Origin of the sequence: Bacteroides sp. 4_1_36, from assembly GCF_003466325.1 — a bacterium.
In the GTDB taxonomy this organism is placed as follows: Bacteria; Bacteroidota; Bacteroidia; order Bacteroidales; family Bacteroidaceae; genus Bacteroides; species Bacteroides uniformis.
This window is the reverse complement of the sequence record NZ_QSOX01000010.1, coordinates 91,319-103,545: the sequence shown is the minus strand read 5'-3', so window position 1 is coordinate 103,545 and position 12,227 is coordinate 91,319. Positions and strand designations below refer to the sequence as shown.

Sequence of the window (12,227 nt, the reverse complement as noted above, 5' to 3'; positions counted from 1 at the left end):
GGTGGGATGGTTTCTTTATAGACGATAAATAATTGTTATAACATTTTTTTATCGATTTATTGTCTGTTTTGACTAAAATAGTGTATCTTTGCCTCGCCTAAAACAAAACTGTCAAGCGAAATGAAGCGAAATTTTTTTCATCGGTATCTTTCCGCGAAAGTGCTTCCGATATGGACTATTCTATTAATTGACGTATTTATCATCGTCATATCCAGTCTGTTGGCCTATGCTCTCCGATATGATTTCAGAAGCATTTTTTTGGAATCCTCTACCATTGACAAGACCATTTTATGGACGGTTGTTGTCAACTTGATTTTCTTCCGTGTTTTCCGTACGTATTCCAATGTGTTGCGCTTTTCCTCCTTTGTGGATATCATGCGCATTTTTGTGTCATTGACGGTGTCGTATGCACTGCTGATGATAACGAGCGTCCTGACGGAAAGCTATTTGGAGTTTAACCTGGCTCCGGTCAGCGTGCTGTTCATGTCCTATATCATCAGCTTTGCCATGATGGCATGCTCCCGTGTGATTGTCAAGACTTTCTTCGAGGCGCTGAACTTCGACGGCACCCACAGTGCCAATGTGTTTATTTACGGTGCCAAGGAAGCCGGGGTCAACATTGCCAAGGCATTGCGTGTCAATCTGCGCAACCACTACCGTCTGCGCGGATTCATTGCAGACGAACCTGAGCTTATCAACAAGGTGATGATGGGTGTCAGGGTGTTCCCCAACGATGATACGCTGATTGATGTGCTGAACGACCGCGATGTGCAGACCATCATCATTTCTCCTGCCAAGATGGAGGAACTGAAGAAGTCCGACATGGCTGACCGCCTGCTGGTGCACAACATCAAACTGATGACCGCGCCTCCTTTGAGCGAGTGGAACGGTCAGGCGCTGAGCCGCACACAGTTGAAGGAAATTCAGATTGAGGACCTGCTTCAGCGCAATCCTATCGAGATAGATATCCATAAGGTTGCCTCTCATCTGGAGGGCAAGCGTGTGATGATTACGGGCGCCGCCGGCTCCATCGGCAGTGAAATCATGCGCCAGGTGGCTTCGTTCAATCCCTATAAACTTATTTTAGTGGACCAGGCCGAGACCCCTCTGCACGACATCCGTCTGGAACTTCAGGACCGTTGGCGTGACATTGATGCCGAGACCATCATAGCCGACATCTCCAATGCCACGCGCATGGAGGATATCTTCAAGGAGTTCAAGCCCCAGTATATTTTCCATGCGGCCGCCTACAAGCATGTGCCGATGATGGAGGACAACGTTTCCGAGTCCATCCAGGTGAACGTATTCGGCACGCGCACCGTTGCCGATCTTGCCGTGAAATACGGTGCCGAGAAGTTTGTGATGATTTCTACGGACAAGGCTGTTAACCCTACAAACGTGATGGGCTGTTCCAAGCGTATTTGCGAGATTTATGTGCAGTCTCTTGCGAAGAAGTTGCAGAAGGAGGGAGGCCATGCCACTCAGTTCATCACTACGCGTTTCGGCAATGTGCTGGGTTCCAACGGTTCTGTCATTCCCCGTTTCCGCGACCAGATTCAGCGTGGCGGCCCGGTGACAGTGACCCATCCTGAGATAATCCGTTACTTCATGACCATTCCCGAAGCTTGCCGCCTTGTTCTTGAGGCCGGCAGTATGGGCAACGGCGGTGAAATCTACATCTTCGACATGGGTAAGCCGGTGAAGATTGTGGACCTTGCCAAGCGTATGATCAGCCTTTCCGGACGTACGGATGTGAAGATTGAATTTACCGGTCTCCGTCATGGCGAGAAGCTCTACGAGGAACTCTTGAATGTGAAGGAGCTTACAAAGCCCACCTATCATGAGAAGATTATGATTGCCACGGTGCGTGAGTATGACTATGACGAGGTGAAGGAGCGTATCCAGAAGCTGATTGATGTAAGTTACACCTATGACCAGATGAAAATTGTTGCTGCCATGAAGGATATTGTTCCGGAGTTCGTGAGCAAGAATTCCTGCTTTGAGGCGCTGGATAAGAAGAAATAAAAAGATAGCGGTATAGTATAAAATGAAAGGGTGATAACGTCATTGTAGTGTTATCACCCTTTCAATTTTATTGTCTTCTTGTCAGTCTTTTGTCTCATTCATGTGAAGAGAAGTATTTCAAGAACTGTGTACGTTCGAAGGTATTGACTCCCTTCGGGTCGTTTACGTTCAGAATACCTTTGAACTGGCTGATGGTTTCCATACCTTTGCGGTCCATCCACAAGTTGAGGAAGCGGATGTATTCTTCAATGATGGTAGCTGAATTCTGATAAAGCACACTGCATATCTCTACGGCCGAAGCACCTGCTAATATTGCCTTGACAACGCCTTCGGGCGAGTGGATACCACCGGAAGCGGCATAGTCCAGCTTGTTTACGGCTGCCGAAGCGATGCCTATCCAGCGCAGGGCTTTAGACAAATCGGCTTCATTGCTGAATACGTTGCCGGATACTTGTATCATTTTCTCAATGTTGATGTCCGGCTGGTAGAAGCGGTTGAACAGCACTACTGCGGCGGCACCGTTGGCATACAGCTGGTCTATCAGAGCTATCGGATTGGTCAGGTTGTCGCCCAGCTTCATGATGACGGGTATCTTGACCGTCTTCTTGATGTGGCTCAGAATGTCGATGTGGCGTTGCTCGAAGGTTCCATATGTATACTGTACATCCGTCTGCAGTGCAAGGATATTGATTTCCAGTGCGTCTGCACCAGCTTCTTCTATTTTGGTGGCAAATTCCACCCAGTCGGCATTCTGATAGCAGTTGATGCTGGCTATGATGGGGATATTGCAAACCTTTTTGCTTTCCTTAATCAGGTTCAGATATTCACCCAGCTTATGTTCGCGGATATATCCTACAAGGTAGTCACTGCCTTCGGGGTACATGTTCGGGTCTCCCATCCAGTCAGCCTCCATCATGATTTGCTCTTCAAAGAGTGATTTTAGCACAATGGCACCTGCGCCGGCCTCAGATAGTTTCTGGTTCTTGGCGGCGCTGTCTGTCAGTCCGGAGCTGCTGACGATAATGGGGTTTCTGAGTTTCAGCCCTGCAAAAGTAGTTTCTAATGTTGCCATGATAATGATTTTTTATGGTTAATAGTTTCTTTCTCCAAAAATCTTGCTTCCTACACGTATCAAGGTGCTTCCGGCTGCAATGGCCTCGTGGTAATCGTGAGACATTCCCATGGACAGTTCCCGGAATGACTCTGCATCAGCAAACCACTTGGCTTTCACTTCATTGAAGAAGCTACTTAAAGAACAAAACTCTGTTTTGATTTGTTCGTCATTGTCCGTATTTGTGGCCATGCCCATCAATCCGCATATCCGGATATGCTTGAGCTCTCTCCATTCACCGGCTGCCAGCATTTCCCGGCATTCGTCAAAGCTGAATCCAAACTTGGTCTCTTCCCGGGCAATGTGCAGCTGCAGCAGGCAGTTGACGGTTTTTCCGGCTTTGGCAGCCTGCTTGTTCACTTCGGCCAACAGCTTGTAGGAGTCTATGCCATGAATCAGCGCTACGTAAGGAACGATATATTTTATTTTGTTTGTTTGCAGATGCCCGATGAAATGCCATTCTATGTCTTTGGGCAGACTTTCGTATTTGGTGGTCATTTCCTGCACCTTACTTTCTCCGAACACACGCTGGCCGGCACGATACGCTTCTTCTATCGCCTCGTTGGGGTGAAATTTGGAAACAGCCACCAGCCGTACCTTTTCAGGCAGTTCGCTCAGTACTTGTTTTAAATTCTCTGCAATCATCGTTTTTTTGAGTTATGAGTTATGAGTTATAAGTTATGGGTCGCAATAATAATTCATAACTTATAACTCATCACTTAAATTAAACTTCCGGTTTGTCGTCGGGCTCTGCACTGTACGGATATACATCCATAATGGCGGTTTCCGCTACAGATGCTATCTGGTAGTCGGCCATTGTGCCTTTCATGCCCTCATCCAGTTTCTTCACTGCATCACGCAGGTCGGCAGCCTGCACCAATACCTGGGTAGAGGTTTTCTTTTCCGCACCGCTTTTCTCGTCCAGTGTGATGAAAACCAGTTTACATTTAAACCAGCGGTCGGCAGCTTCCTCTTCGCTGGGGAACAATTCGCTATAGTTGGCACGTTTGATGTCCGATACGGTGAACTCTCCCGAAATGAACGGCGTCATCTCTTCGATGATGCGTGCTTCCGCTTCCGTAAAACTGAGGGCATCTACCAGGTACGGTTCGGTCACCTTCTTGTTCATTCCATTTTCCATTGTTTTCTCGTAACGGATCTTACATTCAAACCATGTATGCATTGCCATAATTTTCTGTTTTTAATTATTGATTTATTGTTAGTTAAGCTGCTTTATGCGTGCCTATGCCCGCCGAAAGCAGTGCAAAGATAGCCAAAAACTAAATGGATATAAAAAGTTGCCTTGCATTTTACGTGAAAATTTTATTGGAGAACCGGGACGGTACGTATGGGCATAAAAAAAGGAGTACCGCTGTACTCCAACCTTTGTTAACCTTAAATCTAATACTATGAAAAACACATTGCAAAGGTACGGACTTTTTCGACATTTGCAAGAGTGTCGGGGCATAAAGTGTGTATTTGTAACACTTATTATATTTTATGCCTTTGTACTACATCTTTTTTAAAACTTGAGGTGTGTTGCTGAAACATAAATTTGCATCTGCTTTGCTTCCACACTTCCACCCACCTCCTGTATCTCCCTATCCATCGGCATTTACTCTGCGGTGGAAGCAACCTGAAAAGGTGGAAGCAAAATTTGCTTCCACCTGCCAAAAACGTCTGAGTTTTGCCGTAACTTATTATCCTCTACCATAATACCGCGCGTGGGTTACATAAATCGGTCGGTGTAGTTTTCCTGCATTTTCGAGCTTGCCCGACTATGAATAATGGAGTCTAATGTCTTTTAAGTTGCTGTACAATACATTTGTGCCTTGTGCGCAATAGGCGCGGGCTACGTACTTCATCTGTAAAAGCCTTGGAGTTAGTGACGCCTAACGGCCATGAACAACCCTGCTTATGGTCGTTAAACGATTGCCTCATGGCCGTTAGCAGGGTTGTTCATGGCCGTTAGGCGTCACTAATTCCTTATGCAACAGTAGACCAAGCAAGGGCGAAACGCAAAGGAATGCTTGTGTTTTAGATAGAAATCCATGGGCTTTCACTCTCTCCATAGGTTATGGAAGTGGGCTTTTATTTCACTTGCGTTCTGTGCGATAAATTCCCATTTATCAGCAGGCATCTTTGCGAAACTTCAATAATGCATTTATGAGGGTAAGATATTGGAATGTAGAATGATATATTGGAAATGATGAGGTGTTTTTTAAACGTTCGTTTAATAAACGTCTATTTTTAAGAAAATAAGTAGAGGTATAAAAGTTAAAAAGGAACAGAACTTTAAGATGTTAAATATTAGACGTACAATGCTGCAATTCAATATATTAATATAAAACAAAAATCACTTTGGGAATATTTTTATTAAACATTTTGTTAGTTCAAAAAATACGGCTTATCTTTGCGTCCATTAAACGAACGTTTATTGGACACTTCTATGAGTCTAATATCTTCTTTAATAGCTTATTATCATTGCAAAAGTGTACAATACGGTTTGAGTGGGAAAATGTCTCGTTCAAACCGCGAAGCGCACCCGGAACTGAGCTGATTCATTCGAAAGAAAATTCCTAAGTGGCTGAACAACAGAAATATTGGTTCGCGGCTCGTACCCGTGACAAGCAGGAATTCACAGTCCGGAAATCTTTGGACCGACTTAAATCGGAAGAGCATTTGGATCTTGACTATTATCTCCCCACGCGCTTTGTCATTTCTCAATTGAAGTATCGTCGTAAACGCAGTGAAGTTCCGGTAATCCGCAATCTGGTATTTGTTCATTCCACCAAGCAGACAGCCTGCGATATTTCCAACATCTATAATGTCCCCCTTTTTTATATGAAGGACCTTGCTACACATTCCATGCTAGTGGTACCGGATAAGCAAATGGAGGACTTTATGTTCGTAATGGATTTGAATCCTGACGGTGTCAGCCTTGATAGCGAAATTCTTACTGTTGGGCATAAAGTAAAAGTTATCAAAGGCGAACTCAGCGGTATTGAAGGTGAGGTTGCCATCGAAGCCAATAAAACATACGTCGTTATCCGTATTAAAGATCTTTTGACGGCAAGTGTCAAAGTCCCCAAATCCTATCTGAAAATAATCGGGTGACTTCTAAATAAGTATAATCTTATATTTTAATCATATATCATAATAATGAATGATTTAACTTCCCGTGCTCTTGAGCTTCAGCATGCAGCTCATGAGCTGATGTATCTTGGTATGGACGGTGAGCCGGTCTATTCCGACACTTTTTGCCGGTTGAATAAGGAAGTGCTTGTTAAGTCCGATTCTCTTTTTTCTGCTCAGAGTTCCGATGTTGAAGAGGAGGCGAATTTGTGTCTGGCTCTTTTGATGGGGTATAATGCTACCATTTATGATGATGGGGATAAGGAGCAAAAGAAACAAATGGTATTGAATCGGATTTGTCTTGTTTTGGAGCAGTTGCCTGCTTCTTTACTTAAAGTCCGACTACTGACTTATACATATGGGGAGGTTTATGAAGAGGTCTTGTTTCAAGAAGCCTATGCGATTATTGAAGGTTGGAACAAAGATAATTTGACTTCGGAACAAACTGTAATCATCGAAGAATTGAAAAATATCGAAGAAAATCCATATCCGTTTGAGGTAGTGGAATGTAAGCCGTAGAGCCCATTGTATTTTTTCCTTTCTTTGAGAATATAAGCAAAACTACGGTCTAATATTTTGGTTATTTAGGTAATAAATAAAAAGCAAAAAAGTTTAATACAATAGTGACGACAGAGCAAAATCTAGATAAACGCCGTATTGCTAAAAATACTTTGCTACTCTATGTCCGTATGTTTTTAATGATACTTATTGGCTTGTACACCAGTAGAGTCATATTGAAAACATTGGGAGTCTCAGATTATGGAGTGTACAATGTAGTTGGAGGCATGGTTTCTATGTTCGCTTTTCTGAATTCTGCTATGGTTGCCGCTTCACAAAGGTTTATCTCGTATGAATTGGGACGTGGAGACAAGAAAAGGCTGAATCTTGTATTTTGTACGTCAATAAATATCCATGTAATTATAGCGGTCATCATTTTTCTATTGGCTGAAACTATCGGATTATGGTTTGTCAATACTCAGTTGGTAATTGATGCGGATAGAATGGTGGCTGCCAACTGGGTCTATCAGTTTTCTGTATTCACTTTTATGGTCACTGTGGTAAGTGTCCCTTATAATTCTTGTATAGTCGCTCATGAGCATATGAGAGCTTTTGCTTATATAGGTATTGTTGATGCATGTCTGAGGTTGGGGGCGGTATTTTTACTATTGGTATTTCCTTATGATAAACTGATATTCTATGCTTTTGGTGTTTTTGTAGCAAGTATTGCAGTTCGTATTCTTTATAGTTTCTATTGCAAAAGACATTTTGAGGAGTGTACCTATAGTTTTCTAATGGATAGAAGATTACTGAAAAAGATGTTTTCTTTTGCCGGATGGAGTGTTTTGGGTAATCTGGGCTTTTCATTTAAGGATCAGGGATCAAATATCATTCTTAATTTATTTTATGGTACTTCTATTAATGCAGCAAGAGGTATAGCTATGCAGGTGAGTGGCTTGGTCTCTACTTTTTCGTCTAATTTCTCGATGGCCTTGTTTCCTCAAATAACCAAGCAATATGCTGGTGGAAATGTAGAAAGCTGTTTGAACTTGGTATATTCTGGTGCACGATATACTTTTTATTTGTTAGCTCTGATTTCCATTCCATTTTTGATAAATGTGGATTATGTACTTACGTTATGGTTGGGGAATGTGCCTGAATATACTTCTATATTCTTGATAATATCTATGATTGTATCTATTCTTTATACGGTTACTGGTACAGTGACTACAGCTTTGCAGGCAACCGGAGAGATTAAGTGGTTTCAGATAGGTATATGTGTTATCATGTTGTCGGAATTACCTATTGGTTATATCCTCTTGTCATATGGTTATCCACCTTATTATGCATTATGTCCTGATATCTTAACTGGTATAATTGCTATTTTTTTCCGTATTTTTCTCTTAAAAAGATATATACCAGAATGCAATATATCACATTATTTATTTGCAGTATTTGCTCGTAGTATGGCTATTGGAATTGTAACTTGGATAATTTGTAATTATATCCATAGCTTTTTTCCAGATACATTCTTTACTGTTATTCTTACTTCGTTGATTTCAGTGGTCATTCTTTTAATATTTGTTTTTTCTTTTGGCTTATCGTCTGTTGAGCGTAGTATGATAAGACAGAAGTTGGAATTGGTAATTCATCGAATGTATGAATAAATTTATTATGTCATAGTTCATTCTATATTTCCATGATTTAAAATTATGAACATAATGTTAGTCTATTCCAAGATAATATATTCTTTCTTACGAGATACTTCGCAATTGTGGAGAGAGGATGCATATTTAGCACCTCACTTTATAAAAAAACTTGCTTGTAGTTTACATAATTAGAAAAATACTTGTAATCATGAATTCAATTAAAATTTGTGTCATTGGTTTAGGATATGTAGGGCTTCCTTTGGCTCGTCTCTTTTCAACTAAGTATAAAACAGTTGGATTTGATATGAATAAAGCTCGCGTAGATGCATTGATGGCAGGACATGATGCCACTTTAGAAGTATCTGATATGTTGCTTCAAGAGGCTATTTGCAATTACGGTTTTGTTTGTACTTCGAACATTGAAGATATCTGTGATTGCAATTTTTACATTGTTGCAGTTCCCACTCCGGTAGATATAAATAATCGTCCGGATCTTTTTCCTTTATGGAGAGCAAGTGAAACTGTGGGGAAAGTTATTTCCAAAGGGGATATTGTGGTATATGAATCCACAGTCTATCCAGGAGTAACAGAAGAGGAATGTTTGCCTATTGTAGAAAAAATATCGGGATTGAAATTTAATGTGGATTTTTTCGCAGGCTATTCTCCTGAACGTATTAATCCGGGAGATAAAGAGCATACAGTGGAAAAGATTAAAAAGGTGACTTCTGGTTCCACACCCGAAATAGCAAATATTGTAGACAGTGTATATAACTCTGTTCTTGTGAATGGTACGCATAAAGCACCTAGTATTAGAGTGGCGGAAGCATCGAAGATTATAGAAAACTCTCAGCGTGACGTGAATATTGCTTTCATGAATGAGCTCGCTAAAATATTCAATGCTATGGGTATTGACACTAATGACGTGATAGAGGCCGCATCAAGTAAATGGAATTTCATTAAACTAAAACCAGGTTTGGTAGGGGGGCATTGTATTAGTGTAGATCCTTACTATTTGATTCAGAAAGCACAAGTATATGGTATCCTTCCTCGTATAATGTCAGCAGCTCGCCGTTTAAATGATGGAATGGGCGATTATGTGGCTAGTCAGGTGATAAAATTGATGAATAAAAAAGGGGTATTGGTAAAAAATGCTCAGGTATTACTTTTAGGAATAACATTTAAAGAAAATTGTCCTGATATTCGTAATACAAAAATTGTTGATATTTATCATACTTTGTTAGAATATACTTCAAATATTGTAATTTATGATTCATGGGCTGATGCTTGTCATGTAAAGAAAGAATATAATATTATGATTACAGATAAAAAATATGAAAATTTGTATCATCAGTTCGATGCTGTAATTCTTGGTGTAGCTCATAATGAGTTTAAAAATAAAAATATTAGAGCATTTCTTAAAGATTCTATGAAAGGAATTGTCTATGATGTAAAGGGTGTTTTACCTATTGAGCAGATAGATGGAAGATTGTAATTTTTATATAAGCGACGTGTAATATTTATTGATTTATAAAAAATGTGATTTTATGGATGAAATAAATTATTCAATAATAATTCCACATAAAAATATTCCTCATTTACTTCAGCGTTGCTTAAAATCTATTCCTCGAAGAAAAGATGTGCAAATTATAATTGTTGATGACAACAGCGATCCTGAAATAGTTGATTTTGCAAACTTTCCAGGTGTGTTGGAGGAATGCGTGGAAGTGTATTTCACAAAAGAAGGGAAAGGGGCTGGCTTTGCTAGAAATGTTGGGTTAGAGCATGCGGTAGGGCGATGGTTGATATTTGCTGATGCTGATGATTTTTTTAATGCTTGTTTTCTAGGCAGTATCGATACTTATAAAGATTCTTTATATGATATTGTTTATTTTGGAGTTAATAGTGTGTTTTCTGATAGTTTGAAAGTCACTAATCGTGATATGAGAATTAATAAATTTGTAGAAAGGGCAATATCTCTTAATGATGTTAATTCATTGCGTTTTAAATTGTATGGTCCGGTATCTAAAATGGTATCAAGAAAGTTGGTTGAAACAAATAGTTTGTATTTTGAGGAACGTATTGTTGCAAATGATATATGGTTTTCTATCACATCAGGTTTTTATGCTCAGAGGGTTATTGCAGATAGAACTAAGATATATTGTGTGACAGTACGTGAAGGCTCGTTAGAATTATTTGTAAATAGAGAGAGGTGTGACGAAAGATTATCTGCTGCTTTTAAAATAAATGATTTTTTGAAGAGTAAGGGACTTTTGAAATATAGGTTCAATGTTTGCGTATATTTAAAATTTTACTCACATTTTGGTTTTATAGTATTAGTGTCTCGCTTTATTCGTATTATCCGGCACTATCAGGGGGGGTATTTATTGTTTATGAAAGATCTTGTGGAGTGCTTTTTGAAATTATTTAGGAAGAAAAATGCAGATTTTAAGCATATGATTAGCAAAAAGTAGTTTGATGAAGATTTCTAAAATTCTATTAAGCCGTATATCTTTATATTTGATGTCCTTTATAATGCTTTGTTCCATGAAACCTTGGTTTGTATGGGACAATCCTGCTATTTTGTATATTCTAATTATATTTTTTATATTAACTAGATTACCTTTTGCAAGAAGGATCAATAAAAAACATTGTGTTTTATTAATCCTTTGTTTTATTTTGTATACAGTTGTTGATGTTCCTCATATCAATGATGCAAAACGATTTGTAGAATATATATTTAGACATTTTATTTGTACTTCATTGGTTATATTATTATTGTCCGAAGAAAAAGCATCATTGGTGAAAATCTTTATTAATTTTTATGCTGGAGTTCTTTTATTTTCTACAATAATATATGTGTTAGTAATATTGGGAATGCCAATTTACTCTTATCAGGTATCTATTAACGATCCATATTATTCATGGGGATTTAGTAATAGCTTGTTTTTAATACTTCCTATAACTTCATTTCCTTTTCCCCGATTTCAGTCAATTTTTTTAGAGCCAGGTCATCTTGGTATGATTTCATCTTTAATGTTATATATGATAAGGTACAATATGAGGTCATGGCAAGGTATAATTATTTTTCTGTCTTCATTGTTGTCAATGTCATTAGCTGCATATATGCTATTGTTCTTGGGAATGGTTATTTATAAATTATCGTTTGGAAATCTTTTGAAGACTATCACTTTCTTGCTAATGATATTAATGACTTGTACGATGGCTTATAATTTTTTTCCAAATTCATATTTTTCTCAAGCCATATTACTGCGATTGGAATATGATGAAGATAAGGGATTTAAAGGAAATAATAGGATATCAGAGGATTTTGAGTACTATTATAATAACAAATTCTATAAAACAGAACATGTCCTTTTAGGTATTGGTGGTGATAATATCAGTACTATTTCCGGTGAAGGGGGGAATAGTTCATATAAAGTATTTATTGTTCAATATGGTATTTTGGGACTTGTAGTATTAAGTGTATTTTTTTTTGTTATAGTTTGGTATTCTAAATCTTCATTTGTTAGGGGGCTATTATTATTATATGTAGCTTCTTTCTGGCAGAGACCGTATGCATTATGGGAAGTAGAATTATTCCTTTTTATTTCAATTGCATTGTTAGCAAAGCAGAATGAAGAATATAATTTGTTTGCTAAAAAAAATATTCTAATATCATAACTCGTGATTGTGAGTAATTATTCTTTATAATTGTTGAAATGGATACTCTCTAAAATTGATTTAATTTATTAGAAGAACATTTATTGGAGTAATTTTTATCTGATGAGTTAAAATTGGATGCTAAAATA

At 38.8% G+C, this 12,227-nt stretch carries 10 protein-coding genes; 7 read left to right on the top strand and 3 right to left on the bottom strand.

Going from position 1 to position 12,227, the window contains the following annotated elements:
• Positions 1-120: 120 nt before the first annotated feature.
• Positions 121-2,025 (top strand): polysaccharide biosynthesis protein, encoded by a 1,905-nt coding sequence (locus DXD65_RS11370; protein WP_005832351.1) that lies wholly within the window; start codon positions 121-123, stop codon positions 2,023-2,025.
• Positions 2,026-2,119: 94 nt separating this feature from the next.
• On the opposite strand, the gene DXD65_RS11365 is transcribed toward DXD65_RS11370, so the two are convergent.
• From DXD65_RS11365 to DXD65_RS11355, 3 genes are all read right to left on the bottom strand, one after another.
• Positions 2,120-3,097, bottom strand: a complete 978-nt coding sequence (locus DXD65_RS11365) for a dihydroorotate dehydrogenase-like protein (protein ID WP_008664861.1) — start codon at positions 3,095-3,097, stop codon at positions 2,120-2,122.
• A gap of 18 nt (positions 3,098-3,115) precedes the next feature.
• Complete coding sequence (locus DXD65_RS11360; RefSeq protein WP_117887649.1) at positions 3,116-3,781, bottom strand: YggS family pyridoxal phosphate-dependent enzyme; 666 nt, start codon at positions 3,779-3,781, stop codon at positions 3,116-3,118.
• A gap of 79 nt (positions 3,782-3,860) precedes the next feature.
• Positions 3,861-4,325: a DUF4494 domain-containing protein gene (locus DXD65_RS11355; protein ID WP_005831367.1), complete on the bottom strand. Its 465-nt coding sequence runs from the start codon at positions 4,323-4,325 to the stop codon at positions 3,861-3,863.
• A gap of 1,394 nt (positions 4,326-5,719) precedes the next feature.
• Between DXD65_RS11355 and DXD65_RS11345 the strand changes: the two genes are divergently transcribed.
• The 6 genes from DXD65_RS11345 to DXD65_RS11320 all read left to right on the top strand — a co-directional run bounded on the left by DXD65_RS11345 (position 5,720) and on the right by DXD65_RS11320 (position 12,099).
• Positions 5,720-6,253: a UpxY family transcription antiterminator gene (locus tag DXD65_RS11345; protein WP_117887648.1), complete on the top strand. Its 534-nt coding sequence runs from the start codon at positions 5,720-5,722 to the stop codon at positions 6,251-6,253.
• Between the two features lie 45 nt (positions 6,254-6,298).
• Complete coding sequence (locus DXD65_RS11340; RefSeq protein ID WP_117887647.1) at positions 6,299-6,790, top strand: UpxZ family transcription anti-terminator antagonist; 492 nt, start codon at positions 6,299-6,301, stop codon at positions 6,788-6,790.
• A 104-nt stretch (positions 6,791-6,894) separates the two neighbouring features.
• On the top strand, positions 6,895-8,436 hold the full coding sequence (locus DXD65_RS11335) for a lipopolysaccharide biosynthesis protein (protein ID WP_057282074.1): 1,542 nt from the start codon (positions 6,895-6,897) through the stop codon (positions 8,434-8,436).
• Between the two features lie 190 nt (positions 8,437-8,626).
• On the top strand, positions 8,627-9,910 hold the full coding sequence (locus DXD65_RS11330; RefSeq protein ID WP_117887646.1) for a nucleotide sugar dehydrogenase: 1,284 nt from the start codon (positions 8,627-8,629) through the stop codon (positions 9,908-9,910).
• Positions 9,911-9,962: 52 nt separating this feature from the next.
• Positions 9,963-10,889 carry a glycosyltransferase family 2 protein gene (locus tag DXD65_RS11325; protein WP_057282076.1) on the top strand — a complete coding sequence of 309 codons (927 nt, stop codon included), beginning with the start codon at positions 9,963-9,965 and terminating at the stop codon, positions 10,887-10,889.
• A 73-nt stretch (positions 10,890-10,962) separates the two neighbouring features.
• Positions 10,963-12,099, top strand: a complete 1,137-nt coding sequence (locus DXD65_RS11320; protein WP_117703163.1) for a hypothetical protein — start codon at positions 10,963-10,965, stop codon at positions 12,097-12,099.
• Positions 12,100-12,227: the final 128 nt, after the last annotated feature.